General features: G+C 66.4%; 25 protein-coding genes, 1 tRNA gene, 1 pseudogene and 1 riboswitch. Of the genes and pseudogenes, 15 read left to right on the forward strand and 12 right to left on the reverse strand.

Annotated features, from left to right (window positions below; translation table 11 throughout):
* Positions 1 to 18: 18 nt before the first annotated feature.
* The 4 genes from PQU95_RS12215 to PQU95_RS12230 form a co-directional block, all read right to left on the reverse strand.
* Complete coding sequence (locus tag PQU95_RS12215) at positions 19 to 963, reverse strand: ABC transporter ATP-binding protein (RefSeq protein WP_272752282.1); 945 nt, start codon at positions 961 to 963, stop codon at positions 19 to 21.
* A complete protein-coding gene (locus tag PQU95_RS12220) occupies positions 947 to 2479 on the reverse strand; it encodes an ABC transporter permease (protein WP_272752283.1) in 1533 nt (510 codons plus the stop codon). Before PQU95_RS12220 ends, PQU95_RS12215 begins: the two co-directional genes overlap by 17 nt.
* A gap of 123 nt (positions 2480 to 2602) precedes the next feature.
* On the reverse strand, positions 2603 to 3616 hold the full coding sequence (locus PQU95_RS12225) for a thiamine ABC transporter substrate-binding protein (RefSeq protein WP_272752304.1): 1014 nt from the start codon (positions 3614 to 3616) through the stop codon (positions 2603 to 2605).
* A gap of 55 nt (positions 3617 to 3671) precedes the next feature.
* Positions 3672 to 3766: riboswitch (TPP riboswitch) on the reverse strand.
* 289 nt (positions 3767 to 4055) lie between these two features.
* Positions 4056 to 5588, reverse strand: coding sequence for a methyltransferase regulatory domain-containing protein (locus tag PQU95_RS12230; RefSeq protein ID WP_272752284.1), 1533 nt, complete (start codon positions 5586 to 5588; stop codon positions 4056 to 4058).
* Positions 5589 to 6019: 431 nt separating this feature from the next.
* Here PQU95_RS12230 and PQU95_RS12235 point away from each other — a divergent pair.
* Positions 6020 to 6095, forward strand: a tRNA-Thr gene (locus tag PQU95_RS12235).
* Between the two features lie 290 nt (positions 6096 to 6385).
* On the opposite strand, the gene PQU95_RS12240 is transcribed toward PQU95_RS12235, so the two are convergent.
* On the reverse strand, positions 6386 to 7081 hold the full coding sequence (locus PQU95_RS12240; protein ID WP_272752285.1) for a thermonuclease family protein: 696 nt from the start codon (positions 7079 to 7081) through the stop codon (positions 6386 to 6388).
* 113 nt (positions 7082 to 7194) lie between these two features.
* On the opposite strand from PQU95_RS12240, the gene PQU95_RS12245 reads away from it, so the two are divergent.
* A complete protein-coding gene (locus tag PQU95_RS12245) occupies positions 7195 to 8613 on the forward strand; it encodes a DUF945 family protein (protein ID WP_272752286.1) in 1419 nt (472 codons plus the stop codon).
* Positions 8614 to 8668: 55 nt separating this feature from the next.
* On the opposite strand, the gene PQU95_RS12250 is transcribed toward PQU95_RS12245, so the two are convergent.
* Positions 8669 to 9463: an AraC family transcriptional regulator gene (locus tag PQU95_RS12250; protein WP_272752287.1), complete on the reverse strand. Its 795-nt coding sequence runs from the start codon at positions 9461 to 9463 to the stop codon at positions 8669 to 8671.
* Between the two features lie 95 nt (positions 9464 to 9558).
* Between PQU95_RS12250 and PQU95_RS12255 the strand changes: the two genes are divergently transcribed.
* From PQU95_RS12255 to PQU95_RS12280, 6 genes are all read left to right on the forward strand, one after another.
* Positions 9559 to 10446 (forward strand): DMT family transporter, encoded by an 888-nt coding sequence (locus tag PQU95_RS12255; RefSeq protein ID WP_272752288.1) that lies wholly within the window; start codon positions 9559 to 9561, stop codon positions 10444 to 10446.
* Positions 10447 to 10548: 102 nt separating this feature from the next.
* Positions 10549 to 11268: a phosphatase PAP2 family protein gene (locus tag PQU95_RS12260; RefSeq protein WP_272752289.1), complete on the forward strand. Its 720-nt coding sequence runs from the start codon at positions 10549 to 10551 to the stop codon at positions 11266 to 11268.
* Between the two features lie 187 nt (positions 11269 to 11455).
* Entirely contained in the window at positions 11456 to 11725 is a 270-nt protein-coding gene (locus PQU95_RS12265; RefSeq protein ID WP_227304197.1) for a PepSY domain-containing protein, read from the forward strand.
* 57 nt (positions 11726 to 11782) lie between these two features.
* On the forward strand, positions 11783 to 12325 hold the full coding sequence (locus PQU95_RS12270; RefSeq protein ID WP_272752290.1) for a cytochrome b/b6 domain-containing protein: 543 nt from the start codon (positions 11783 to 11785) through the stop codon (positions 12323 to 12325).
* 40 nt (positions 12326 to 12365) lie between these two features.
* The gene (locus tag PQU95_RS12275; protein WP_272752291.1) at positions 12366 to 13028 is read left to right on the forward strand and encodes a winged helix-turn-helix domain-containing protein; all 663 of its coding nucleotides are present in this window, start codon (positions 12366 to 12368) and stop codon (positions 13026 to 13028) included.
* The gene (locus PQU95_RS12280) at positions 13025 to 14323 is read left to right on the forward strand and encodes an ATP-binding protein (protein WP_272752292.1); all 1299 of its coding nucleotides are present in this window, start codon (positions 13025 to 13027) and stop codon (positions 14321 to 14323) included. Before PQU95_RS12275 ends, PQU95_RS12280 begins: the two co-directional genes overlap by 4 nt.
* A 90-nt stretch (positions 14324 to 14413) precedes the next feature.
* Here PQU95_RS12280 and PQU95_RS12285 read toward each other — a convergent pair whose 3' ends face one another.
* From PQU95_RS12285 to PQU95_RS12295, 3 genes are read right to left on the reverse strand one after another with little or no spacing between them, the layout of a single operon-like run.
* Positions 14414 to 14770 carry a translation initiation factor Sui1 gene (locus PQU95_RS12285; protein ID WP_272752293.1) on the reverse strand — a complete coding sequence of 119 codons (357 nt, stop codon included), beginning with the start codon at positions 14768 to 14770 and terminating at the stop codon, positions 14414 to 14416.
* A gap of 28 nt (positions 14771 to 14798) precedes the next feature.
* Positions 14799 to 15764, reverse strand: a complete 966-nt coding sequence (locus PQU95_RS12290; protein ID WP_272752294.1) for an alpha/beta hydrolase — start codon at positions 15762 to 15764, stop codon at positions 14799 to 14801.
* The gene (locus PQU95_RS12295) at positions 15761 to 16705 is read right to left on the reverse strand and encodes a LysR family transcriptional regulator (RefSeq protein WP_272752295.1); all 945 of its coding nucleotides are present in this window, start codon (positions 16703 to 16705) and stop codon (positions 15761 to 15763) included. Before PQU95_RS12295 ends, PQU95_RS12290 begins: the two co-directional genes overlap by 4 nt.
* 119 nt (positions 16706 to 16824) lie before the next feature.
* Here PQU95_RS12295 and PQU95_RS12300 point away from each other — a divergent pair, with 119 nt between their 5' ends.
* The 7 genes from PQU95_RS12300 (at position 16825) to PQU95_RS12330 (ending at position 21830) form a co-directional block, all read left to right on the forward strand.
* A complete protein-coding gene (locus PQU95_RS12300; protein ID WP_272752296.1) occupies positions 16825 to 17937 on the forward strand; it encodes an alkene reductase in 1113 nt (370 codons plus the stop codon).
* Between the two features lie 16 nt (positions 17938 to 17953).
* Positions 17954 to 18607, forward strand: coding sequence for an oxygen-insensitive NAD(P)H nitroreductase (nfsB, locus tag PQU95_RS12305; RefSeq protein WP_272752297.1), 654 nt, complete (start codon positions 17954 to 17956; stop codon positions 18605 to 18607).
* 82 nt (positions 18608 to 18689) lie between these two features.
* Positions 18690 to 19145 carry a VOC family protein gene (locus PQU95_RS12310; protein WP_227304215.1) on the forward strand — a complete coding sequence of 152 codons (456 nt, stop codon included), beginning with the start codon at positions 18690 to 18692 and terminating at the stop codon, positions 19143 to 19145.
* Positions 19142 to 20059 (forward strand): glycine betaine ABC transporter substrate-binding protein, encoded by a 918-nt coding sequence (locus PQU95_RS12315; RefSeq protein ID WP_272752298.1) that lies wholly within the window; start codon positions 19142 to 19144, stop codon positions 20057 to 20059. The genes PQU95_RS12310 and PQU95_RS12315 overlap by 4 nt, the downstream gene beginning before the upstream one ends.
* A gap of 43 nt (positions 20060 to 20102) precedes the next feature.
* The gene (locus PQU95_RS12320; protein ID WP_272752299.1) at positions 20103 to 20600 is read left to right on the forward strand and encodes an Atu1372/SO_1960 family protein; all 498 of its coding nucleotides are present in this window, start codon (positions 20103 to 20105) and stop codon (positions 20598 to 20600) included.
* The gene (locus PQU95_RS12325; protein WP_272752300.1) at positions 20597 to 21700 is read left to right on the forward strand and encodes an MFS transporter; all 1104 of its coding nucleotides are present in this window, start codon (positions 20597 to 20599) and stop codon (positions 21698 to 21700) included. The genes PQU95_RS12320 and PQU95_RS12325 overlap by 4 nt, the downstream gene beginning before the upstream one ends.
* The gene (locus tag PQU95_RS12330) at positions 21693 to 21830 is read left to right on the forward strand and encodes a hypothetical protein (protein WP_272752301.1); all 138 of its coding nucleotides are present in this window, start codon (positions 21693 to 21695) and stop codon (positions 21828 to 21830) included. Before PQU95_RS12325 ends, PQU95_RS12330 begins: the two co-directional genes overlap by 8 nt.
* A gap of 24 nt (positions 21831 to 21854) precedes the next feature.
* On the opposite strand, the gene PQU95_RS12335 is transcribed toward PQU95_RS12330, so the two are convergent.
* From PQU95_RS12335 to PQU95_RS12345, 3 genes and pseudogenes are all read right to left on the reverse strand, one after another.
* Complete coding sequence (locus PQU95_RS12335) at positions 21855 to 23201, reverse strand: MFS transporter (protein WP_272752302.1); 1347 nt, start codon at positions 23199 to 23201, stop codon at positions 21855 to 21857.
* A 43-nt stretch (positions 23202 to 23244) separates the two neighbouring features.
* Positions 23245 to 24621, reverse strand: coding sequence for an esterase-like activity of phytase family protein (locus PQU95_RS12340; RefSeq protein ID WP_272752303.1), 1377 nt, complete (start codon positions 24619 to 24621; stop codon positions 23245 to 23247).
* Positions 24622 to 24928: 307 nt separating this feature from the next.
* Positions 24929 to 25057, reverse strand: a pseudogene (locus PQU95_RS12345) (IS481 family transposase); the annotation flags it as partial.

Below are 25057 nucleotides of genomic sequence, written 5' to 3' on the forward strand. Positions count from 1 at the left end.
AAAAACCGCCTGCCAGGGCTACCAGTACAGCACCTGGCGGCGATCCAGCCCGATAGCCAGCTGCTGGCCAACGCACGGCGCGCCCTGCCCGGCCAGCTCGCGCACGCCCAGCAGCAGCTGCCAGGGTTGGCCGCCGTCACCCGCCACGGTCACCCGCCAGCCGTCTGCCTGCGCCTGGGCTGCCACAATGTCGCGCCGTGGCTGGCCGGCGCCCAGCACAAAGGCCTGTGGCGGGATGGCGTGGTCGTCAAATACATTATCGAGGCCGACAAAGCGCGCCACCCAGGCGCTGGCCGGCGCCTGCAAGATGGCCTGCGGCGTGCCCTGCTGCACGATGCGCCCCGCTTGCAGGATGGCCACGCGCTGCGCCAGCGCAAAGGCTTCGTGGCGGTCGTGCGTGACCAGCAGCGCCGGCACCTGCAAGGCAGCCAGGTGGCGGCGTACGTCGGCCAGCAGCTGTTGCTTGAGGTGGGTGTCGAGGCTGGAAAACGGCTCGTCCAGCAGCAGCAGCCGTGGCTGGCACACCAGCGCGCGCGCCAAGGCCACGCGCTGGCGCTCGCCGCCGGACAGTGTGTGCACCGCTGCCGCCCCGCGCCCGGCCAGCCCCACGGCATCCAGCATCTGCACCGCCTGCTGGCGTGCGGCCAACTTGCCCGAACCGCGCTCTACCAAACCGAATGCCACGTTGGCCGCCGCGTCCAGGTGCGGAAACAGCGCGTGGTCCTGGAACATCATGGCGATGTGGCGCTGCTCCGGCGGCAGCCGGGTGATGTCCTGCCCTGCCAGCTGTACGCGCCCAGCGTCAGGCCGCTGCAAGCCGGCCACCAGCGACAGCAGGCTGGACTTGCCCTCGCCGGATGGCCCCAACAACGCCAGCGTTTCGCCAGCGGCCACCTGCAGGCTGACGCCTTGCAACACACTGCGCGTGGCGTAGGACAGGGTCAGGTCAATCAGCTCGAGCATGGTTTTTCTCCGGCCACTCGATGACCACAAAGGCCAGCAGGGCAAACAGCATCAACAGACAGGACAGCAGCAGCGCCAGCTGCAGGTTGGCCGCGCCAGGCCGCCCCAGGTGCTGGTAGATCAGCGTGGTAAGCGTGGCCCACTCCGGCCGCGACAGGAACAGGCTGACAGCAAACTCGCCCACGGCGGTAGCGGCAGCAAACGCCAGCCCGCGGCGCAAGGCCGGGCGCATCAGCGGCAGGCTGACGCGGCAGAAACTGCGCCACGGCGTGGCGCCCAAGGTGCGCGCCGCTTGCGGCAACTGCGGCGGCAGCGCGGCGGCGGCCGACAGCACGCCCTTGGCCACAAACGGGTAAGCCAGCAAGGCGTAGGCGGCGATCAGCAGCCCCACGCTGGCGCTGTACTGCGGGTACAGCAGCAGCAGGCCAAAGGCCAGGCACACCGGCGACACCATGAACGGCAAAAACACCAGCGCGCGCAAGGCCAGCCAGCGCTGCGCCGCCCAGCCGTGGCACAGGCCCAGCAGCAGCGACAGCCCCAGCGCCGCGCCGGAAAAGCGCAGGGTATTGCCCAGCGCCGCCAGTACTTCGGGCTCGGCCAGCATCGCCCATACCGTGGCATCGGCCTGCAGCGCACGCCATACAATAGCCAGCAAGGGCAGCAGGCAACACAGGGCCAGCACCGTCAAAGCACTCGCCAGCAGCAGGCGTTGCGGCCAACCCTGCGCCGGGGTACGCAGCGTCGGTGCCAGCCGCTGCGGCCGAGCCAGGCCGCGCTCCAGCGCGGCGTAAGCCAGCGCCACGGCAGCGCCGACGCCCAGCGCCAACAGCGCCAGCACGCCGGCGTCGGCCAGGTTCAGCTCGTAGGCCACCAGCGTATAGATCTCCACTTCCACCGTGGCGTAGCGCTGGCCGCCCAGCAGCAGCGCCAGGCCAAAGCCGGCAAAGCAGTACAGAAAAATCAGGCACAAGGCCGACGCCAGCCACGGCCGCACCACCGGCCACTCTACCCGCCAGAAGGTACGCCACGGCGGGGCGCCCAGCGTACGCGCCACCGCCAGCCGGCTGGCCGGCACCTGCTCCAGGCCGTCCACGCCGGCGCGCACCAGCAGCGGCAGGTTATAGAACAGGTTGCCGTACAGCAGCAGCCACGGCGTGTCCTGCAGATTCACGCCGGCCACGCCGTGCGGGCCGAACAGCGCCAGCACCCCCATGCCGGCCACCAGCGTGGGCATGACAAAGGGCAGCATCAGCATGCGCAACAGCAGGCGGCGGCCGGCAAAATCGAAACGCGCCAGCACCCAGGCCAGCGGCAGGCCGATCAGCAACGCCAGCGCGCAGGTGGCCAGCGCCTGGCCAACCGACCACGCCAGCCGCCACTGGATATAGCTGTCCTGCAATAGCGCCAGGCTGAAACCGGCGTGACCTTCCTGCAGCAGGCGTGCCAGCGGCGCGGCCACCATCAGCAGCAAAAAGGCCAGCGGCAACAGGGCTGGCAGGGTGAGGGAACGATTCATGTGCAAGACGGGTGCCGGTAAAAGGTGTCGGTCATCTAATGAGGCGTTGTGTCACAAAAGCGCAAGGGCGCCGCAGGCGCCCTTGCCACGCCGTGCTGCGGCCAACGTTGGCCGCAGCGGCGATCAGTTGGCCTGCTTCACGACCAGACGGTTCCAGCGGCTGACCCAGGCGGCGGTTTTGCTGTTCATCGCCGCCAGGCTGGGGTTGCTGAACTTGGCCGGCTTTTGCGCGTGGGCAAACACCGGGTCGATGGCGGTGCCGGCTACTGCCGGGTACATCCACATCTTGGTCTGCAGGCCGGTTTGCACGCCTTCGCTACGCAGAAAATCGACAAACGCCTGCGCCGCCTGCGGCTCCTTGCCACCCGTCAGCAGCGCCACGCCTTCCACTTGCAGGAACACGCCGCCTTTGAGCAGCAGGTTGGCGGTGGGCGATTCGCTGATTTTTTCCTTGCTGTAGAACACTTCTGCCGCCGGGCTGGTGGCGTAGCTCACCACGATCGGGCGGCTGCCGCCGTTGCGGCTGAAGTCGGTGTAATACGCCTCGCTCCAGCCCTTGCTCACTTTCAGGCCGTTGTCGCGCACTTTCTCCCACCACTTGAAGGCACCGTCTTCACCGCGGTCGGCGATGGTGGCCAGCAGAAAGGCCAGGCCGGTGCTGGACGTGGCCGGGTTTTGCACCACCAGCAGGTCTTTGTAGGCGGGCTTGGCCAGGTCGTCCAGCGTGGCCGGCAGCGGCAGCTCGGCCTTGGCAAACCAGGTTTTGTCGTAGTTCAGCGTCACATAGCCATAGTCCACCGCTACCGCACCCGGCAGCTGCGCGTCTTTTTCGGTGCGGCCAAGCTTGCTGCTGGTGGGCGCCAGAATACCGGCAGCGCTGGCCTTGGCGATCAGCGTGTTGTCGATGCCGTACACCACGTCGGCAATCGGGTTGGCACGGGTCAGGATCAGCTTGTTCAGCATTTCGCCCGCGTCGCCGCCTTTGACAATGGACAGCTTCACGCCGTTTTGCTTTTCGAACTCGGCAATACGGTCTTTAGGCAGGCTGAACGAGCTGTGCGTCATCACGCGCAGCTCGGCGGCCAGGGCAGACAGGGACAGGCCGGCCAGCGCCAGCAGCAGTACAGACTTCTTCAACATTACAGACATCCTCTTTTGGTGATGACGCTACCAAAAGAGAAAGCGGGACACGGGCAGACACCCATCACGCTCCCTCCGCTGGCATTATCCAGATCAGGTTCTGGGGTATGTCTCAGCCCGCACGCGCAGGCACCCCCGGTGATCAACCAGCGAGTATAGAGCTTTGCGTCACATTCGTTAACACCTGCCGACCACGGCGTCACACCCGGACAACAAATAAACGCCATACGCGGCAGGCCAAACCATCCGGTGCACGCGTGTTTCTGCTGCGCCAACTCGCCACCCTGCATGGCTATTGCTTGGCCGCACCGGCTTTGGTACACCGGTGGCGCAAGTGGCCGCGCGGGGCAGGCGCTTCAGCCCGCTGCCCCTGCTGCGGGCCTGATAGCAAAAAGCCAGGCGCGAGGCCTGGCATGGGGCGATGGCACCAACCACATCAGGCAAGCGGCACAATACCCATCCCTTGCAACGCGGCCAGCTCGGCCTGCAAAAAGCGCTGTGCCAAACCCTGCAGGTGAGCCAGCTGACTGGCATCGCTGTCCATCGTCTTGCCTTCGTGCACCACCCGCTCGCGGTTACGCTGCAACAGCCCATGTACATGCCGGGCCAGGCCATCCGCCTCGCGCACCCCGGCCAGATACTGCTGGATGAACAGCTGGGTAAAACGCGAAATCGGCACGCCGCCGCCGCTTTGCGGGCTGGCCAATGCAGCAATGCCCGCACTATGCTGCGCCAGCTGCACAATGCGCTGGTTCAGCCGGGCGGCCGCCTGGCCGTTGGCCGCCGGCTGCTCGGGCAGCGGGTGCAGCATGCGCGAGCCCACCAGCACGCGGATCACCTCTACCAGCTGGCTACGCGGCATGCCAGCGCCTGGCAGCTGCCGGGCCAGCTCGCCCAGCGTGCGCGGCTGGCCATCCTGTAACAGATCCAGCAGCGGGTCGTACAACGCAGGGGTCAGGTTGATGGTGCCACGCGGCAAGGCCAGCTTCATTTTTACCTGGTCACGCGGCACCGCCAGCGCCACACGCATGCGCTCCCACTGCGCCTGCTGCTCGGCCGGGGCCAGCTTGCGGGCGCCTTTTATCCAGTAATCGCGGCGGAACTGCTGGTTCTGGATGTAATCACGCACGGTTTCGCGAAACAGCGGGTCGGCGATACCGTCCAGCAGCGCCTGCTGCTCCGGCGTAAAGTGCAACACCGGTACCTGGTCCATGGTGCTGGCCTGGCAGGCGTAAGCCAGCTTGGCCGGTGCCAGCGCCGCAGCCATGTCGGCAAAGTACATCGGCTCCCAGTCGCGGTTGAAGTATTCATGCGCCAGATAGTGCGGGTCTTGCTTGGCAATGCTGCCCAGCCTGTCTTTAACCCGGCTATCGGCAAAGGCGCGCGGCTCTGCGGCAGCCAGCTGCTGGCTGAAATCCAGCGCAGCTTTGACCTGGGCCTCGATACCGGCACCGGGCGCACTCATGCGCTCGGCGTGGGTGGCAAACAGTTTGCGCAGCGGCGCAAACGCCGCCCAGCCCGGCAGGGTGTTATAGCTGATATACAGCACGCCCCCCACCCGCAGGCGGCGGCGTACAAAGTCGACGATCAGGGCGCGGTTGTCCGGCGAGATCCAGCTCCAGATACCATGCAGGCCAATGAAGTCGAACTGCGGCAGGTCGTCGCGCGCGCAAAACTCGGCAAACGACTCGTCGCTGAGCACCGCACCACTACCACTGATGGCTGCCATCTCTTGCGCAAAAGCGGCGTGCTGCGGGTTGAAGTCGTTGGCGTACCACTGCAGGCTGCCGCTGGCGGCGTGCAGGTTCACGCTCATGCCCTGGCCAAAACCCAGCTCGCAGGCGGTGTGCCAGGCCGGCAGCGCGTAGCCGGCATCCTGCAGCACAAAGCGCGCGTAGTAGGGGTTCAGCTCGCTGTAGTACCCGTAGGTGTAATCCACATCCGTGACATAACCGGCAGACCAAGACATAACGCGCTCCCCTAAATAAGTAATCCGCACCCGGACAAGTTACGCCCACCATAGCGCATGGCTACCCAAAGCGGCAGCAATCGCCCGCCAGATTCTGCTGCCTGTCCGGCTGGCGTCGGCAGCGGCGCGACACCTTGTGCCGCCACCGGCGCGTCTGGCCAGCTTCATAGCAATAATCTAGCTATCGTATTTTTATTATCAATTTAACTTTTAAATTTAAATGCAGCATCATGACAGCAGCCCATCACACCGCAGGAGCCGCAACATGAAACGCTTATTCCAGCACCGCATCCACCTGGACGAAATCTGGGCCAACCTGGTGTGGCTGCAGTAATGCCACCGAGCGCTCCCGCCCCATCGACCTGCATGCAAAAAAATTGCATGCAGGGGCTTGCCAAAGCGCGCGGGCTTGTCTAATATTCGCGTCCTACGCCGGTGTAGCTCAGTTGGTAGAGCAGCTGACTTGTAATCAGAAGGTCGAGGGTTCGACTCCTTTCTCCGGCACCAAGCATTTAGGCCCCTGTCGCAAGACAGGGGCCTTTTGCCATTTGCGCGACGGCGCACGCTGTCACATTACCGTGGAGATGTCAGGCAAACCCTTTTTGCCCGTATACCATGAACAAACGCACCGCCCGCCCCACCATGGCTGCAAGTAGGCAAGAACGGTAACCGGCTTGCTCGGGGTAACCGCCTGCACGCTTACGGTGGCCAGCCAGGGGGCTACTGCGGCCAACGTCAGACCCTCCGCCGCGTAGCGGCAGCACGAGCCGGCAAGGCCAACCGCTAACGCTACGGGCTCACGGGCGGCATAGCGACGCGCAGGGGATGCCGTCGTTATTGCCGTCCAGCTTTTTCACACCGCATTGCTGCAGGTAAAACTGCGCCTCGGCGCAGCTGGCCATCTGGCTGCAGCGGTTTTTGCTGCCACACTGGAAAGCCGCTGCCGGCTTGGCCGGGCTGGCGGGGGTGCTGCGACCAGGGTTGGCCGCAGGCGGTGCCGCAGGTGTGTCCAGCGGGGGCAGGCTGCTGGCGCGGCGGCTGCCACGGCGCCAGTCTTGCGGGCGTACCGGGCCGCCACCTGCCCACAGGCCGCGCCCGGCAGCGCGGGCGCTGTTTTCGGCGGCGATATAGTGCGGCTCTTTCAGGTAGTCACGGTAGGCCCAGGCCCAGCCGTCCTGCACCTGGGCCAGGTTGATGTCCACACCGTCCAGCCACAGGCGGCCAACGATGCGGCCGTATTTGTCGGTTTCATGGCGCTCCAGCTGCACATGGCGGCCAAACACGCGCGCGGCCAGCGCGGCACGGGCCCGCAGGCCGTAGGGCTGGGCTTTTTCCGGCGCGTCGATCTGCCCCAGGCGCACGGTAAGCTCGCGCCAGTCTTGCAGGCACTTTACCGTGTCGCCATCGCTGATCGCCGTGACCCGGCACGCCTGCCCTGCCCAGCTGGCGGCGGCCAGGCACAGGCATAGCCACCCTGCTATGGTTTTCAGCACACGACGCTCCTGCAACATAAAAGTGCACTGTAATGGCAGGCCCGGCGGCGGGCAAATTGACCCTGGCTATTCCGATGCCATACAGTGGTACTTTCCCCCGCCCGAGCCCCGCCATGAAGCCCGTCCATCTTGCCCTTACTGCCGGCGCCGTCCTGCTGGCCACCTTCAGCGGCGCCAGCGCCTATACCGCCTGGCGCAGCCACCAGCAGCTGGACAAGCTGAACCAGGCCATGGTGCAGTACCCGCTGCTGAAAGTGATCAGCCGCAGCAAGAGCTACAGCCTGTGGCAAAGCGAAGAAACCGTGAGCTACCAGCTAGGCTGCGACAACGAAATCAACAGCGAGCTGTTTGGCGGCACGCGCCCGGGCATTACCGTGCGCAATACGGTGTCGCACAACCCGCTATCGCCCGGCGTACGGACTGACATTATCTGGCCGGCCAGCTGGGCAGAACCTATCAAGCAGCTGTTTGGCGATGCGCAACCGCTGAGCATCCACACCCGTGCCGGCTGGCTGGGCCAGATGGAAACCCGCATCAGCAGCCCAGGGTTCCGCGTAGAGAAAAACGGCAACATGCTGCACTGGAAAGGCCTGGAAGCCACCTTCCAGTACGACCTGCCGCTGCAAAACCTGCAGCACGAGCTGATACTGCGCGGCAGCGACGCCAGCGATGCCCAGGGCCGCTTCAAGCTCAGCACGCAAGACCTGCAGCACAAAGGCCAATACCAGCGCAGCAGCAGTGGCCTGTTACTGGGCCAGGAAACCCTGCGCTTTGGTGGCATGCAGCTCAGCGGCAGCCAGGGCGATACCCAGCACAGTTTTAGCGCCGGCATCCTGGAAACCAGCCTGCAAAGCAGCGAGCAAGGCGGCATGGTGGCGCTCAGCGGCAAAGGCAGCTGGGTGGGCCTGCACTACAACAGCAAGCCGCTGGGCGACCTGTCCGGCCAGGCCAGCCTGAGCCGGCTGGATGCCAAGGCGCTGGCCGATTACAACAAGCAGGCGCTGGCCCAAGGCATACTGCAATGCCATTTCGACAGCCAGCTGGCCAACCCGGCCAACCGCGCACTGCTGGCGCGCATCCTGTCGCGCAGCCCGGTGTTCGCGCAGGTGATTGCCCTGGCCAACCCGGAAGGCAACAGCACGCTGAACATCAAAGCCAGCCTGAGTGCGCCAAGCGAGGCCGAGCTGGCGGGCAACGACGCTGCGCTGGCCAAAAAACTGGCACTGCAAACGCTGATTAGTTGGCCGCAAATCCTGCCGGAGCGCTGGATCAACGATTTTGCCCCCGAGGCCCAGCGCGACATGCTGGTGCAAAGCTACCGCAGCATGGTGTCGCAGATGCTGGCCGCCGGCAGCCTGCAACAGGCCGGTGCGCTGCTGCAAACCCGTTTCGAGCTGGCAGACGGCAAACTGCTGCAAAACGGCAAGCCCTACCAGCCGCAACGCGCGCCCGCGCTGGCCGCCAGTGCACCAGCTGCAGCGCCGCTAGACCCGGCCATGCCGGTGGCGCCGGACGAAGCCCTCAGCCAATAAACCGCCCCCCTCCTGCCCCATGCGACCAACCTTGCCCAGGTTGGCCGCAGCCGTTTTACGCCCTGGCAGCCAGCAGCTGGCGCCGGTAGCGTTCTGGTGTCATGCCGGTATGGCGGGCAAACATGGCAATAAAAGCGGACGGCGTGGCGTAGCCCAGCTCGGCGGCGATATCGGCCACGGTACGGCCCGCCTTCAGCCAGGCCAGCGCCTGCAGCAGGCGCACACGGTTGCGCCAGGCGGCAAAGCTCATGCCCAGCTGCTGCTGGAAACGCCGCGCCAGCGTGCGCTCGGTGCTGTGCACCTGTGCAGCCCACGCCGCCAGCGTGGTGTTGTTGCCCGGCTCGGCACGCAAGGCATGCAAGAGCGGGCGCAGCAGGCGGTCGTGACTATCGGGCAGGTAGTCGTCCAGGCTGCCGGCCTGCACCATGCGCTGCACCAGCAGCTGCGCTTGCAGAGTGTCCCATTCATCGGCCATGGCGGTAACGCCGCGTTGGCAAAAGTCATCCAGCAAGGCACGCAGCAGCGGGGTTTGCGGTATCAGGCAGGGCTGCGGCGGCAGCTGTGCGGCCAACCCTGGCGCCACATACACCGACACGTAATCCAGCGCCTGGCGGATGTGCGCCGCATGCGGCAGCTCGGCCGGTATCCACACCAGGTACTCGGCCGGCGCGGCCAGGGTACGCTCCGGCAGCTGCAGCTCCAGAATGCCCAGGCTGATGCGGTTGATCTGGCCCCACGGGTGGATGTGCCACTCGAAGTCGGTATTGGCCAGGAACTGCTCGTGGCGAAAGTGCAGCGGCGCCGGGGCCGGCAGGCGCTGGTCGGTATCGCTGTAGGCTAGCGTGTGCATATTGTCGGCTCCGGCGTATGATTCTGTCTGATTTGAAGTATATACCTTGCAACAGACAAGCTTACACTCGCCGTATTCTTGCTCTGGAGCCTGTCATGGCACGATTTTTCCCCCTGCTGGCGGTGCTGATCTGGGCCGCCAATACCGTGGTATCCAAGGCTGCGGCCAGCGTGCTGGACCCGGCCGCCATTTCTTTCTACCGCTGGCTGGTGGCCTTGCTGGTGCTCAGCCCGTTCATGTGGCGGCCGCTGCGCGCGCAATGGCCGGCCATCCGCCCGCTATTGCCGCGCTTTGCCACACTGGCGTTACTGGGCATGGTGGCCTACCAGTGCCTGGCCTACTACGCCGCCCACCTGACCAGCGCCACCAATATGGGGGTGATCTGCGCGCTGATTCCGCTGCTTGGCTTGCTGCTTAACGCGGTGGTATTCCGGCAGCGCATCAGTGCGGCTGCCGCTACCGGGGTGGCGGTATCGCTGGCCGGTGTGCTTTACCTGCTGGGCGCCGGCAACCCGCTGACGCTGCTGGCTGGCGGGGTGAACGCCGGCGATGCGCTGATGCTATTGGGCTCCACCAGCTATGCGCTGTACGGCATTCTGTTCAAACGCTGGGCACCGCCGTTTGGCCAGTGGCTCAACCTGTACGTGCAGGTGGGGTTGGCGGTGCTGATGCTGATACCGGTAGCGGCTAGCGCGCAAAGCATGGCCATTCCCCCGGCAGGCGTACCGCTGGTGCTATTTGCCGGCATTGCCTCGTCCATTCTGGCGGCCTACTTCTGGATGCGCGGCATCCAGACGCTGGGCAGCGAGCGCACCGCCATCTTCATGAACCTGCTGCCGCTGTTTACCGCGCTGCTGGCCAGCGTGGCGCTGGGCGAAACCATCCATGGCTATCACTGGCTGGGTGGCGGCCTGATTCTGCTGGGTGTCAGCCTGAGCCAGGGCGCAATCCGCTTTACACTGCGGCAAAAGCAACACATTTGATGCCCCCGGCACGGCTATCGCACTAAAACTGTGCTTCATTAAGCCGAATTTAAGTTAACGCATGCAGCATAAAGGACATATTATCGATAAGGCTGAATGAACATGCACGGCAGCGTACTAAGCGATACCCCGGGGGCTCGACTTCCCATTCCGGGCCAGAGGGTAATCCGCCGTACCGCCTGGCAACTGGCCTGCGCTGCCGGGCTGGCAGTGCTGTTTCTGGCGCTGGAGTACGACACCAGGCTGGACGATGCCGTCACCCGCCTGTTCTATAGCGACGCCTTGCAAGCCTTCCCTCTGCAGAACAGCACCTGGCTGGACTGGCTAAACCACCGCCTGGCCAAATACGCTGTCGCGGCCAGTGTGCTGTGGCTGCTGTACAGCGGCCTGCGTCGCCGCGACAGCCGCCGCGCTTTTACCGCCGGCATGATGATGCTGGCGACCGCTGCGGTATCCAGCCTGAAAGCCCGCAGCGCCCACTCCTGCCCGTGGGACATGGCCGCCTATGGTGGCAGCGCAGAACACTTCCCCACCCTGGCTGCCACCCCGCTCAATGCCGGCCCCGGCCATTGTTTTCCGGGCGGGCATGCTTCCGCCGGTTTTGCCCTGATGGCCTTGTACTTTTACTGGCAGCCCAGCCACCCGGGCCGGGCGCGCATGGCACTGTGGGGCGGCGTGCTGGCCGGCATGCTGATGGGGCTGGGTCAGGTAGCGCGCGGCGCCCACTTCCTTAGCCACAACCTGTGGAGCGGCTGGGTAGTCTGGCTAGTGTGCGTGCTGGGCTTTGCCCTGTTCGACTACCGCGCCGCGCGCCGCCCCTAAAGCCCCCACCTCAAGCCCATGCCGGCCTGCCCACGCAGACCGGCATTTTTCATGCGCCCCGCACCCGCCACCAACAGCAACAAAGCCGGCCATGCAAAACATCCGCCAGGCATAAGGGGGCGTTAAGACTGGCTTGCTTTAATGCACCTGTACCTGCGCCGCGCAGGGGTCTATACGGAGCGTCACCATGAAAAAACTGTTTGCTGTTGCCCTGATTGCCGCCTTTGCTTCCAACGCTGCCCTGGCCGGGGCCGAGTGCAAAGCCCAGCCAAAAGACAAATGGCAGAAAGAAGCCGATTTCAAGAAAAAGCTGACCGCCGAAGGCTACCAGATCAAGAAGTTCAAGGTATCCGGCAACTGCTACGAGATCTACGGCAAAAACAAGGACGGCAAGAAAGTGGAAATCTACTTTGACCCGGTAAGCGGCGCGCCGGTTAAAACCGACATCGAAGACTAAACAGTCCTGCCCTGGCCTGCCGGCAAACGCCGGCAGGCTGCTTACCTGGAGCCTGCCATGAATACCCTGCCCGCCACCCCGCACCGCCAGTACGTCTGGGACCCGCTGGTGCGCCTGTTCCACTGGAGCCTGGTGGCCTGCGTGCTGGCCAATTTCCTGCTACTGGAAGAAGGCGACCCGCCGCACCGCTGGGCAGGCTATATCGCCAGCGCCCTGGTGCTGATCCGCATCGTGTGGGGCTTTATCGGTAGCCATCACGCACGCTTTGCCAGCTTTTTCCCCACCCCGGCACGCCTGCGCCACCACCTGCAACAGCTGCGCGCCGGCACGCTGCCGCACAGCGACGGCCACAACCCGCTAGGGGCCATCATGATGCTGGCGCTAATGGCACTGGTACTGTCGCTGGGCGCCACCGGCTACCTGATGGGCACCGACGCCTACTGGGGCGAAGAATGGCTGGAAGAGCTGCACGAAGGCCTGGCCAATACCCTGATGCTGGCCGTGGGCCTGCACGCCGCCGCCGCCATTGCGATGGGCAAGCTGGAAAAGGTGAACCTGGTGCGCGCCATGATCACCGGCTACAAGACCTGGCGCCAGTGACGCAGTACACTGCCGCCATCACCTGCTGACGGATACCCCCATGCGCATTCTGATCATCGAAGACGACCTGCTGATCGGTGACGGGCTACAAACCGGCCTCACCGCCCTGGGTTTCAGCTGCGACTGGCTACGCGATGGCAAGCTGGCACTGCGCGGCCCCGACGCCGCCCCCTACGACGCCGCGGTGCTGGACTTGGGCTTGCCCGGCGTGGACGGGCTAAACGTACTGGCTGCCTGGCGCCAGGCTGGCCACACCCTGCCGGTGCTGATCCTGACTGCCCGCGACAGCGTAGACGACCGCATCCGCGGGCTGGACAGCGGCGGCGACGACTACCTGGTCAAGCCCTTTGCCCTGGGCGAAGTGGCCGCCCGCCTGCGCGCCCTGCTGCGCCGCCGCAGTGGCCAGGCCAGCCCGCTGCTGCAACACGGCCGCCTCAGCCTGGACCCCGCCGCCCGCCGCGTACTGCTGGACGGCCAGCCGGTAGAGTTGGCCGCACGCGAGCTGACGCTGCTGGAGCTGCTGCTGAACAACAAGGGCCGCGTGCTGAGCCGTGCCCAGATTGAAGAAAAGCTGTACGACTGGGCGCACGAAGTAGAAAGCAATGCGGTAGAAGTACACATCCACCACCTGCGCAAAAAGTTGGGCAGCGAGCTGATCAAAACCCGCCGCGGCCTGGGCTATACCCTGGGCGACGAAGCATGAGCCACAGCCTGCGCGGCACCGTTGGCCGCAGCCTGCTGAAAACCATCACCCCGCTGTGGCTGCTGGCCTGCCTGCTGGTAGGCCTGCTGGCGCACCACGAAGTATCCGAGCTGTACGACGAGCAACAGCAGCTGTTCGCCCGCCAGCTCTACCACACCTTACCGCAGCTAAAGAGCGGCGCGAGCAATGCCCGCCACGAAGAAAATGCCGACCACCAGGCAGTCGCCATCTGGGACGGCCAGGCGCGCGCGCTGGTGGCCGACACCGACGGCATGCAGCTGTCGCCGCGCCCCGGTTTTACCGGTTTTGTCACCAGCCTGCACGACAAGGAAATCTGGCGTGTGTACTACTACAGTGGCGAGCAAGGCACCGTTGCCGTGGCACAAGAAGAAGGCGAACGCTGGGAGCTGATGCGCGGCCTGCTGCTAACGCAGCTACTGTGGCTGATCATCCTGCCGGTAGCTATGCTGGCTATCTGGTGGGCGCTGGGCCGCGGGCTGAGCCCGCTGGTGCTTATCCGCCAGCAGCTACAACAGCGCAGCACCGACGACGACACCCCGCTGCCTACCGATGTGCCCAGCGAAATCCGCCCGCTGATCGACGCCATGAACCAGCTGATTGCCCGTGTGGCCAGCACCCTGCAGCACGAACGCCGCTTTACCGCCGACGCCGCGCACGAGCTGCGCAGCCCGCTGGCCGGCCTGCGCGTACAGGCCGAGCTGGTACAGCTGCTGGACGAGCCGGCCGCACGCCAGGCCGCCATCGGCAAGGTACTGGCCAGCGTGGACCGCGCCAGCCACCTGGTAGACGAACTGTTGGCGCTGTCGCGGCTGGAACAGCAGCAAACCCTGCCGTTTGCACCATTATCGTGGCCGGCCATTGCCGAGCAGGCCATGGCCGAGGTAGCCGCCGCAGCCACGCAGCGCGGCACCCGCCTCTGCCTGCAGCTGGATGGCCACGGCCCGCTGGCCGACGGCGACGCCAGCCTGCTGCAGCTCTTGCTGCGCAACCTGCTGGATAATGCCGTGCGTTACAGCCCGCCCGGCAGCCAGGTGGCCTTGCAGATCGGCCCGCAACAGATACAGGTGCTGGACAACGGCCCCGGCATTGCCGCCGAACACCTGGCGCGCATAGGCGAGCGCTTTTACCGCCCGGCCGGGCAAGACGCCAGCGGCAGCGGCCTGGGCTTGTCCATTGTTGGCCGCATCGCCAGCCTGCACCGCCTGCAGCTGGCGTGGCACAACCGGCCGGAAGGCGGGCTATGCGTGACACTGCAGCCGCGCGCAACACAATAGCCAAACCCAGGGCTGATGTAGCCGCAAACAGACAAGCCCCTGTCGGTGAGACAGGGGCTTGTTGCATCCAGGCCGACGCGCTGCTGCCATTCAGCCGCCGCTGCGCTTCACCGTGTAACCCAGTGCGGCCAACTTGGCCAGCACCGTGTCCACGTGGTCGCCCTGTATTTCGATATCGCCGTCCTTTACCGTGCCGCCACTACCGCAAGCGGTACGCAGCTGCTTGCCCAGCGCGGCCAGCGCATCGGCCGCCAGCGGCACGCCGCGCACCAGCGTTACCGTCTTGCCGCCGCGCCCCTTGCGCTGGCAGCCCACCCGTACCACGCCGTCGCCGGCCGGCACCGACTGTGTGCCGCAGCGGCAGGCGGCTTGTGGCTGGCGGCAGCCGGGGCACATCTGGCCGTGCTCGGTGCTGTATACCAGCCCGCCTTCTTTACCGTAGCGCATGTCTGCCCCCCTTATTGAAAGGCCCGCATCACACCACGGGCGGCGCGGCGTGTAAAGCGCTGCCGTTCACAAAACCGGCTATGCGCTGGTAGGCCGCTGCGCAGGCTTCCGGCACCAGCGCTTCCAGCAGCATATAGGCGTGAATCTGGTCGGCCGCGCAGTGGTAATCCACCGCCACCCCGGCGGCAGCCAGCTGGCGGGCGTAGGCCAGGCCTTCGTCGTGCAGCGGGTCGTAGCCGCCGGTCAGTATCTGCGTGGGCGCGTGCCGGGCGCCAGGTTGGCCATACAGCGGCGAGGCCGCGTGGCGGTCGCCCCCTTCGCGGAAATAATGGCCGAAATACCAGGCTATGCGCTCGGCCTCCAGCAGATAGCCCTGCCCCAGCGCCTGGATGGATGGCTGCGACAGCGTGTAATCCAGGCTGGGGTACACCAGTACCAGGCGGCTGATAGCCAGGCTGGCGTCGGCCTGCGCCCACTGCGCTACCGTGGCCGCCAGCGCGGCACCGCCGGAATCCCCCGCCAGCACGGGCAGGCCGTCGGCGATATTGGCGCCGCGCGCCAGCAAGGTTGGCCGCAAGCCGTGCAGCACGGTGCATACATCCTGCAAGGCGGCCGGGTACGGGCATTCCGGCGCCAGCCGGTATTCCACCGACACCACCACGTGCCGCGTGGCCTGTGCCAGCCTGCGGCACACCGGGTCGTAGCTGCTGACGCTGCCGGCCATATGGCCGCCGCCGTGGCAGTACACCAGCACCGGCAGCGCCTCGTCCGGCGCCGGGTGATAGATGCGCACCGGCACCGGGTAGCTGCCCGGCACCATGGCCTCCTGCACCCACGGCAAAGCGGGGCCGGCCGGCACCATGGCGGCGATCAGCCCGGCCAGCGCCTCGCGCGCGCTGATGGGGGTGGTTTGCTGGCCTGCGGCCAACCTTTGCGCCTGGATGGCGTTGACCTGGGCCAGCCAGGCGGCCAGCGCGGGGTGAAGCGGTGTCATGGGTGTACCTCGGTTGACGGGGTGGCCACCTGGCCGCCCCGGTAATGGGTGATGAACGCTTGCAAACGCTCGCCCAGATAATGGCGCAGCGCCTGCACCACCGGGTTCAGCAGGCGGCGGTCGGCGCACATCATGTGCAGCGGCGCCGGCTCGCCCAGCCACGGCTGGCACAGCGCCACCAGGCGGCCGGCGTGCAGGTCGGGCAGCACGTCCAGCGCCGATTTGTAGGCAATACCATAGCCGGCCAGCGCCCAGTGCCGCACCGCGTCGCCGTCGTCCGACACGCGGTTGCCGCCCACCTGCACGCTATGCGCCACGCCATAGCGGAAAAACTGCCAGCGCTGGTGCACCTGCTCGCCCAGCTGGAAACACAGGCAATTGTGCTGGCGCAAGTCATCCGGCTGCTGCGGTACACCGGCGCGCTGCAGGTAGGCCGGCGCCGCGCACAGGATGCGGCGATTGTCGGCCGCCAGTGGCACCGCAATCAGGCTGGAATCGCCTGGCACACCGTAGCGGATGGCCAGGTCTACCGGCTGGCGGTAGACATCGGCCATGCGGTCGGACAGCTGCACCCGCAGCGTGACGCCGGGGTGGCGCTGCTGGAAATCGTCCAGCCAGCCCAGCAGCTGGTGCCGCCCCAGGTCGGACGGCAGCGACAGCTGCAGCGTGCCCTGCAAGTTGCCACCGCCGGCAATGGCGTCGCGCCCGGCGCCAAGTGTGGCCAGCGCCTGGCGGCAATGCGCCAGAAACAGCTCGCCCTGCGGTGTCAGGCGCAGGCTGCGCGTAGAGCGTACAAACAGCGCCGCGCCCAGCTCGGCCTCCAGCCGTTTCAGCGCCGCGCTGGTGGCCGCCGGGGTCAGGTCCAGCCGCCGCGCCGCCGCCGACAGGCTGCCGGTTTCGCTGGTCAGCACGAAAATTTCCAGGTCTTGCAGCGCCTTCATTTTCAAAAATCCTTCACAAGTGCTTGCAATGCAGCGCGGTTTTTCAAATTTCCATACAAGGCAATGATAGCAGCACCGTTTTCCTGCCCGGCAGGAAACCCCAACAGGAGCTTGCCACCATGCCCGATATGTCGTTGTTTTCACCACTTTCCCACCCGGCCTTGCCGCTGCCCAACCGCATCGTGATGGCACCGATGACGCGCTGCCGCACCGACCAGCCCGGCGACGTGCCCAACGCGCTGATGGCCGAGTACTACGCCCAGCGCGCCAGCGCCGGCCTGATCATCAGCGAAGCCACGCAGATTTCGCGCCAGGGCCAGGGTTACAGCTTTACCCCCGGCATTTACAGCCAGGCACAGATCGACGGCTGGCGCGGCGTAACCGACGCCGTGCACGCCGCGGGCGGGCGCATCGTGCTGCAACTGTGGCACGTTGGCCGCATGTCGCACCCGGTATTCCACGACGGCGGCCTGCCGGTAGCGCCGTCGGCACTGCCGCCGCAGGCCCAGGTGTGGGTGGCCGACGCCAACGGCCAGGGCCAGATGCTGGACTGCCCGACACCGCGCGCGCTGGACAGCGGCGAAATCGCCGACATCGTGGCCGACTACCGCCAGGCCGCACTGAACGCCATGGCCGCCGGTTTCGACGGCGTGGAAATCCACGCCGGCAACGGCTACCTGATCGACCAGTTCCTGCGCAGCACGTCCAACCAGCGCCAGGACCGCTACGGCGGCAGCCGCCGCTCACGGCTGCGCTTTTTGCTGGACGTCTACCACGCCGTGGCCGGTGCCATCGGCGCAGCGCGTACCGGCGTACGGCTGGCGCCCTATATCACCGCGCGCGGCATGGCCTGCCCGGACATCATCCCCACCATCCTGGAAGCAGCCGTGCAGCTGGACAAGCTGGGCGTGGGCTACCTGCACCTGTCCGAAGCCGACTGGGACGATGCGCCACAAGTCGACCTGCTGTTCCGCCAGGCGCTGCGCCAGCGCTTTGCCGGCACGCTGATCGTAGCCGGCCGTTACGACGCCGCCCGCGCCGAAGCCATGCTGGCCAGCAAGCTGGCCGACCTGGTGGCCTTTGGCCGCCCCTTCATCGCCAACCCCGACTTGCCAGCCCGGCTGCAACACGGCTGGCCGCTAGCCGACTTCGACCCCGCCGCGCTGTTTGGCGGCCAGGCCGACGGCTACACCCGCTACCCACCCTATACCCCGCCTGCCAGCCAGGCCTGACACAGAGAACTGCACCATGGACATCACCGCTTACCTGCTCCGCCGCTACACCACCAAGGCTTTCGACCCCGAGCGCCGGCTGGACGCCGCGCAACTGGCGCAAATCGAAACCCTGCTGCGCTACAGCCCGTCGTCCACCAACGCCCAGCCCTGGCATTTCATCCTGGCCGGCAGCGACGACGGCAAGGCGCGCATCGCGCAGGCCACCCAGGGCTTTTACAGCTTTAACGAGGCCAAGATCCGCCGCGCCTCGCACGTGGTGGTGCTGTGCACCCGCGCCCAGGTAGACGACAGCCACCTGCTGCAGGTGCTGGCACAAGAAGACCAGGACGGCCGCTTTGCCAATGCCGAGGCGCGCGAAGGCCAGCACCGTGGCCGCAGCCACTTTGTGAACGCCCACCGCTTCCAGCTACGCGACAGCGTGCACTGGATGGAAAAACAGGTGTACCTGGCGCTGGGCATGCTGCTGCTGGGCGTGGCCGCCATGGAAATCGACGCCTGCCCGATCGAAGGCTTCGACGCCGTGGCGCTGGACGAGGCGCTGGGCCTGCGCCAGCACGGCCTGGTGCCGTCGGTAATCGTGGCGCTGGGCTACCGCGCTGCCGACGACTTCAACGCCGCGCTACCCAAATCGCGGCTACCGGCCGACAGCGTCATCACCCGGCTGTAAGCCCCCCTTTGCCCGCGCCCCGCACGGGGCCGGGCCCCTGCCGGGTGTGCGCTGCGCACCCGGCTTTTCACAGGAGCCTGTCATGAGCATCCAGCGACTGGATCATTTCACCTTGCGCACCCCGGCGGTAGCCGCCACCGTGGCCTTCTACCAGCACGTTATCGGGCTCGCCCCCGGCCCGCGCCCGGCCTTCCGCTTTCCTGGCGCCTGGCTGTACGCCGGCAGCCAGCCGGTACTGCACATCGCCGAAGTGGGCGACAAGCAAGACCAGCTGGAGGCCTACCTGGGCAGCCGCGACGCAGGCAGCGGTAGCGGCTGCCTGGACCACGTATCGCTGCGCGGCAGCGAGCTGGCTGCCACCCAGCAGCACCTGCTGGCGCTGGGCCAGCCGTTCCGCGAACGCGTGGTGCCGGAAATCAACGAACACCAGCTGTTTCTGCAAGACCCCAACGGCGTCACCATCGAGCTGATCTTCCCCTGCTCGCCCGACGACCGCATCGTGGGCGAACCGATGCCGCAGCTGGAGATCGCGCCATGAAGCCGCCACGCCGCCTGCCGGCTGCCAGCCGCCGCCAGTGGCTGAAGCTGGCCGCCACCACCGCGCTGCTGCCGGCGCTGCCGCTGGCCGCCGCAGAGACCCCGCCGCTGCGGCTGGGCGTGACCGACCTGAGCTTTCACCGCGCCACCGCTGCCGTGGTGGTAGCGGTGCTCACCCGGCTGGGCTACCGCGTACAGCGCAGCTACGCGCTGCACGAGGCCAACTTCGAGCGCCTGCGCAACGGCGACATCGACCTGCTGGCCTCGGCCTGGCTGCCGTACAGCCACGGCGTGTACCAGAACCGCGTGCACGAAGTAGTAAGCACCCGCGAGCTGGGCCTGCACTACCAGCCGTACGCGCTGTGGGGGGTGCCCGACTACGTGCCGGCCGACGTGGTCGGCGGCGTGGCCGACCTGCTCAAACCCGAGGTGCGCCAGCGCATGACGCCGCTGATCCAGGGCATCGGCCCCGGCGCCGGCATTACCCGCTTTTCGCTGCGCATGATGGACGAGTACGGCCTGAGCGCCGCCGGCTACCGCTTCCAGACCGGTACCCAGCAGCAATGCTTCGACGCCTTCGAGCAAGCGGTAGCGGCGCAGCGCTGGGTAGTAGTGCCGCTGTGGCACCCGCAGTTCCTGCACGCGCGCTACCGCATCCGCGAGCTGCAAGACCCGAAAGGCCTGCTGGGCGGCACCGACCGCGCCGTACTGCTGGCGCGCAGCGACCGCCTGTCGCGCCTGACACCGGCCCACCTGCAGGTGCTGGACAACATCCGGCTGGATAACCGCATCGTGGCCACGCTGGATTACGCCATCAACCGCGAAGGGCAAAGCGAAGACCAGGCCGCAGAAGCCTGGCTGGCCGCCCACCCCGACACCCTGGCCGGCTGGCTGCGGCCAACCCTGGGCAGCTAAAGCCCTAACTCGCAACACCACACAGAAGAAACCGGAGGAGAACATGCCACATTCCGTCCCCACCCCCGAGGCCCGTCTGGCCGCGATGGGGCTCACCCTGCCCAGCCCGGCGCCGGCGCTGGGCAACTACGTGCCCTGGTGCATCGTGGAACGCACTTTCATGACCTCGGGCCAGTTCCCCTGGCGCGACGGCCAGCTGCTGTACCGCGGCCGCCTGGGCCAGGAGCTGGACATCGACCAGGGCTACGCCGCCTGCCAGCTGGCGGCGCTGAACGCCATCGCCCAACTGAAACAGGCGGTGGGCGAGCTAAGCCGCGTGCGCCGCATCTTCCGGCTGGAAGGCGTGCTGAACGTGGCCGAGGGCTGCACCCAGCACCCGCGCGCGCTGGATGGCGCCTCGGACCTGCTGGCCGCCGTGTTTGGCGAACAGGGCCGCCACACCCGCATGATCTGGACCAACCCGGTGATGCCGATGGACGGCTTTTGCCTGGTGTACCTGTTTGCCCACGTGGACACCGCCGTTGCAGGAGACGCCCCATGAACGCCACACAACGCCTGTTTGTCGCCAGCTGTCTTTCCATCATGGTGACGTCGATGATCTTTTCCATCCGTGCCGACATCCTGCAGCCGGTAGCGGCCGACTACGGGCTGAACAACGCCCTGATCGGCCTGACCATGTCGTCGGTGTTCTGGGGTTTCACGCTGGGCATCCTGGTATGCGGCCTGATTGTGGACGTAGTGGGCATGAAGCGGCTGCACCTGCTGTCCGGCGCCGGCTACCTGGGCGGGATCGCGCTGATCCTGCTGGCGCCGGTACCGGCTGCGGCCAACCCTGACGGCGGCCTGTTTGCCAGCACCGGCAGCACCGTGCTGTACCTGGGGTTTTTGCTGACCGGCATCGCCCAGGGCGTGGTGGAGGGCGTCACCAACCCGCTGGTGGCCACGCTGTACCGCCACGACAAGCGCCGCATGCTGCACAAGCTGCACGCCTGGTGGCCGTGCGGCCTGATCGTGGGCGGGCTGGTGGCCTGGGGCATGGGCCAGCTGGGGTTGGGCTGGCAGCTGCGGCTGCTGAGCGTGGCGGTGCCGGTGGTGGCCTACCTGCTGCTGATCGCCCCGCTGCACTACCCGCCTACCGAACGGGTCAGCGCCAGCGTCAGCACCGGGCAGATGCTGGCCGAAACGCGCCGCCCGCTGTTCCTGCTGCTGTTCGCGCTGATGTGGCTGACCGCCGCCACCGAGCTGGCACCGGACCAGTGGTTTGCCAAGATCATGGCCGACCTGCTGCCGGCGCTGGGTAGCAATACCATCCTGTTCCTGGTGTATACCGCCGGCCTGATGTTCGTGCTGCGCCAGTACGCCGCCGGCTGGCTGTTCCAGCGCCTGTCGCCGTACGCCATCCTCACCGCTAGCGCGCTGCTGTCGCTGGCGGGCCTGGCCACGCTGGGGCATTTGTCGGCCGATGCGGCCTGGGCCGGTAGCGCCGCCTTGCTGGGCGCCACGCTGTTCGGTGTGGGCAATGCTGGCCATCACCAGCGAGCAGTTTCCGCGTGGCGGCGCGCTGCTGCTGAACCTGATGGGCGGCGCCGGCATGCTGTCGGTGATGGTGGCGCTACCGGTAGTGGGGCAAATGATGGATAGCAGCAACACCACTACCGCGCTGCGCCAGCTCAGCCTGCTGCCGGCCATCCTCAGCGTGGTGTTTGCCGTGCTGTGGTGGCGGCAGCGCCAGCGCGGCGGTTACGCGGTGCAGGCCCTGCCGCACGACTAGGGCCCAAGCCCAGACCCGGCCGGCTTAGCCCGGCCGGGCTTCCAGCGTGTCGCGCTGCGCCAGCGACGGGAAGCAGCGCATCCACAGCACCACCACCAGCAGGGTACCGGCACCGCCTAGCACCACCGCCGGCACGGTGCCGAACAGGTGGGCGGTCACGCCGGATTCGAACTCGCCCAGCTGGTTTGACGCACCGATAAACAGCGAGTTGACGGCATTGACGCGGCCGCGCATGTCGTCCGGCGTTTCCAGCTGCACCAGCGTGCCGCGAATCACCACGCTGATGATGTCGGACGCGCCCAGCACCATCAGCGCCGCCAGCGACAGCAAAAAGTGGGTAGACAAACCAAAGCCGATGGTAGCCAGGCCAAACACCGCCACCGAGGCAAACAGCGTGCGGCCAACCTTGCGCTGTACCGGGTGGCGCATCAGCCATACCGACATCGCCAGCGCCCCCACCGCCGGCGCGGCGCGCAACAAGCCCAGGCCCCACGGGCCGGTGTGCAGGATGTCGGCGGCAAACACCGGCAGCAAGGCCACCGCGCCGCCCAGCAGCACGGCAAACAGGTCCAGCGAGATGGCGCCCAGAATATCCGGCCGGCTGCGGATGAAGCGGATACCGGCCAGCAGCGAATCCATGCTCACCTTGCGGCTGTCGGCCACGTGCGGCGGCAGCGGCAGGCCCAGCACCAGCACCACGCCAGCCACAAACATCAGCGTGTTCAGGCCATAAGTCAGCGGCGCGCCAAAGGCAAACAGCAGGCCGCCCAGCGCCGGCGCCACGATGGTGGCCATCTCGTTGGCCGAGGCTGCCGCCGCCACCGCCTGCGGCAGCAAGGCAGGCGGCACGATATTGGGCAGGATGGATTGCATGGTAGGCATGTCGAAGGCGCGGCAGGTGCCGATCAGCAGCGACAGGCCGAAGATCAGCTCGCGGCTGACCGCCAGGCCCACGCCGCTATTGGCCAGCAGCATGGTGGCCGCCGCCAGCGCCTGCAGCAGCATGCTGATGGCCACGATGCGCTGGCGCGGGTAGCGGTCGGCCACCGTGCCGGTAACCAGCACCAGCAGGATGCGCGGCAGGAACTGCAGCAGCCCCACCAGGCCCAGGTCCAGCGCGCTGCCGCTGAGGGTGTACATCTGCCAGCCTACGGCCACCCCCATGATCTGGAAGCCGCCGGTCAGCAGCAGGCGCGCGCTCCAGAACTGCCAGAACGGGCGATGGTGACGCAGGGACAACACGGGCGGTGACGCTGGGTTGGGCATGGCAAAGGCAAGCAAAAGGGGAAAGCCGTACAGGCTACGCCGCCAGCCGCCCGCGCACCAGTAGGCCTGGCAGTACGCTGCGTTCTGCGCGGCAATACGCAACAAGGCCCGGGCTGCCAGCAGCCCGGGCCTTGTACCTGGCACCCGCTTAACGCGCGTCGATCAGCGGCTGGATGTCCAGCAGCGTCAGCTCGTTATCGTCCGGCTTGCCCAGCTGGCGGCCGGACGAGTACGGAAAGTTATTGTCGTTCACCAGCACGATGTGGTGACCGTCCACCACTACCAGCCCTTCCGGCCCCAGGTGCGGCAGGCCGAAGCGGCCGTTGGCGTCGCTGTAGCGTGACAGGCGCTTGGGGTCGGCAATGCGGGTCAGGTCGATATAGGCCACCTTCTTCACGAAGCCATCGGCGTCGGCCTGCGCCAGGTCGATCTTGTACACGCGCTTGAAGGCCGCCGGCTTGTTGAAGCAGTCGGTGCGCGTCATCTCGCCGGGGCATACCTGCCCCAGGCCCTCGCTGCTGTCGTCGCGCTCGATCAACAGGCCGGTGCTGGCGTCCAGCAGCTGGAAGTCGGCCATCACGTTGCCGTCCTGCTCGAACTGGTACTTCCACTGCTTGCCGGTGTAGCGGCCGGCCGCCACGTCAAACTCGAAGATACGGGTGAAGGTCTTGCCGTTGGCCGCACGCTCGAAGCCCTTGCTGGCGGCGTCAAAAGCCGGCCATTCCAACGCCGGGTATAGCTTGCTGCCGTCCGGCGACTTGGCCATCGGCTCGAAGCCGCCGGAGCGGCGCACGTTCCAGCTGCCAATGCTGTCGGTAGGCAGGTTGCCCAGGCGGCCGTTCAGGTAGTGGTCCGGCGAGCGGTAGGCCACGTCGCCCACCTTCATCTCGTGTACCGCCAGCACCTTGCCGTCCAGGTCGGCGCGAATCAGATAGGGGCCGAACTCGTCGCCTATCCACATCTCCTTGCCCACTACCTGCAGCGACTCTACGTCGAAATCGACACCGGTGAGGTAGCGCTGGGCGCTGGCTTCGTTCTGGATGGCAAACGGCACCTTGCGGTCCGGGTCGTGCAGGAAGGTCGTCCGCTGCAGCGCGGTACTGCCCTTGGCCCAGTCCACCGCCACGCGGTGCACCATCAGCAGCGCGTCCTGCGAGTTGATCTTGTTGCCGAAGCCGTTATCGGTGAGTGTCAGGTAGTGGTTGCGGTCCAGCATGGCAATGCCGGAAAAGCCCTGTACCGCCTGCCCCTTTACCGGCAGCGCCCCACCCGACGCACGCGGGTACTTGGGGTCGCCCACAAAGGTGTTGGCCGCTTCCGACCCCAGCACCTCGTTACGCACGCGCTTGCCGTTGGCAAACTTGCCCGAGGTGGCAAAAAACGCCCCCGCGTCGGCCGGCGGCGTGGCCACGGTATTGAACGGCACCACGGCGTGGCCGGCCAGCGAGGCCTCCACCGCCTGCTGCGCGTGGGCAGCGGTAGCACAACAAGCCAGGGCCAGCGTCAGGCTAAACAGGGGTTTCATTGCAGACAGCTCCGGTAACAAAAAAGGAAGCCGCTACGGTAAGGCGCCACCGTGACGGCAGCGTGACGCGGGTGTGAAAGGCGCAAGACAGGCAGATGAGCTGTAACAGCGGGGTAAAAGACGGGGTTGGCCGCAAGGGGTGGTCAGGGTGATGAGGTTGCCCGGATAAGGCGTAGCCGCATCCGGGATAGGCAAGCATCGTTAACGATGATACGGCAGTATTTTATCCTGGATGGCACGGCGAGCTACTGGCCATAAGCGCTTGCAGCCAACCGTAAAAAGCAGAAAGCCATGCCACCAAACTTGGCTACTTGTCTAGTCCCGGACGATTACGCACCTGCTTTTTGAACAGTTCGGGATGTGATTTCTGCCACTGTTTCATCGCCAGCAATGGTGTCTGATGCGCCAGCATCCTTTGCGGCAGATGCTGGTTGTA

The organism is Vogesella aquatica, from assembly GCF_028548455.1.
Classification (GTDB): domain Bacteria; phylum Pseudomonadota; class Gammaproteobacteria; order Burkholderiales; family Chromobacteriaceae; genus Vogesella; species Vogesella aquatica.

What these genes read in the sequence shown, in the direction of transcription:
- PQU95_RS12215 (WP_272752282.1), bottom strand. Translation starts at nt 963, where the DNA reads ATGCTCGAGCTGATTGACCTGACCCTGTCCTACGCCACGCGCAGTGTG.
- PQU95_RS12220 (WP_272752283.1), bottom strand. Translation starts at nt 2,479, where the DNA reads ATGAATCGTTCCCTCACCCTGCCAGCCCTGTTGCCGCTGGCCTTTTTG.
- PQU95_RS12230 (WP_272752284.1), bottom strand. Translation starts at nt 5,588, where the DNA reads ATGTCTTGGTCTGCCGGTTATGTCACGGATGTGGATTACACCTACGGG.
- PQU95_RS12245 (WP_272752286.1), top strand. Translation starts at nt 7,195, where the DNA reads ATGAAGCCCGTCCATCTTGCCCTTACTGCCGGCGCCGTCCTGCTGGCC.
- PQU95_RS12250 (WP_272752287.1), bottom strand. Translation starts at nt 9,463, where the DNA reads ATGCACACGCTAGCCTACAGCGATACCGACCAGCGCCTGCCGGCCCCG.
- PQU95_RS12255 (WP_272752288.1), top strand. Translation starts at nt 9,559, where the DNA reads ATGGCACGATTTTTCCCCCTGCTGGCGGTGCTGATCTGGGCCGCCAAT.
- PQU95_RS12260 (WP_272752289.1), top strand. Translation starts at nt 10,549, where the DNA reads ATGCACGGCAGCGTACTAAGCGATACCCCGGGGGCTCGACTTCCCATT.
- PQU95_RS12265 (WP_227304197.1), top strand. Translation starts at nt 11,456, where the DNA reads ATGAAAAAACTGTTTGCTGTTGCCCTGATTGCCGCCTTTGCTTCCAAC.
- PQU95_RS12270 (WP_272752290.1), top strand. Translation starts at nt 11,783, where the DNA reads ATGAATACCCTGCCCGCCACCCCGCACCGCCAGTACGTCTGGGACCCG.
- PQU95_RS12275 (WP_272752291.1), top strand. Translation starts at nt 12,366, where the DNA reads ATGCGCATTCTGATCATCGAAGACGACCTGCTGATCGGTGACGGGCTA.
- PQU95_RS12280 (WP_272752292.1), top strand. Translation starts at nt 13,025, where the DNA reads ATGAGCCACAGCCTGCGCGGCACCGTTGGCCGCAGCCTGCTGAAAACC.
- PQU95_RS12285 (WP_272752293.1), bottom strand. Translation starts at nt 14,770, where the DNA reads ATGCGCTACGGTAAAGAAGGCGGGCTGGTATACAGCACCGAGCACGGC.
- PQU95_RS12290 (WP_272752294.1), bottom strand. Translation starts at nt 15,764, where the DNA reads ATGACACCGCTTCACCCCGCGCTGGCCGCCTGGCTGGCCCAGGTCAAC.
- PQU95_RS12295 (WP_272752295.1), bottom strand. Translation starts at nt 16,705, where the DNA reads ATGAAGGCGCTGCAAGACCTGGAAATTTTCGTGCTGACCAGCGAAACC.
- PQU95_RS12300 (WP_272752296.1), top strand. Translation starts at nt 16,825, where the DNA reads ATGCCCGATATGTCGTTGTTTTCACCACTTTCCCACCCGGCCTTGCCG.
- nfsB (WP_272752297.1), top strand. Translation starts at nt 17,954, where the DNA reads ATGGACATCACCGCTTACCTGCTCCGCCGCTACACCACCAAGGCTTTC.
- PQU95_RS12310 (WP_227304215.1), top strand. Translation starts at nt 18,690, where the DNA reads ATGAGCATCCAGCGACTGGATCATTTCACCTTGCGCACCCCGGCGGTA.
- PQU95_RS12315 (WP_272752298.1), top strand. Translation starts at nt 19,142, where the DNA reads ATGAAGCCGCCACGCCGCCTGCCGGCTGCCAGCCGCCGCCAGTGGCTG.
- PQU95_RS12320 (WP_272752299.1), top strand. Translation starts at nt 20,103, where the DNA reads ATGCCACATTCCGTCCCCACCCCCGAGGCCCGTCTGGCCGCGATGGGG.
- PQU95_RS12325 (WP_272752300.1), top strand. Translation starts at nt 20,597, where the DNA reads ATGAACGCCACACAACGCCTGTTTGTCGCCAGCTGTCTTTCCATCATG.
- PQU95_RS12330 (WP_272752301.1), top strand. Translation starts at nt 21,693, where the DNA reads ATGGATAGCAGCAACACCACTACCGCGCTGCGCCAGCTCAGCCTGCTG.
- PQU95_RS12340 (WP_272752303.1), bottom strand. Translation starts at nt 24,621, where the DNA reads ATGAAACCCCTGTTTAGCCTGACGCTGGCCCTGGCTTGTTGTGCTACC.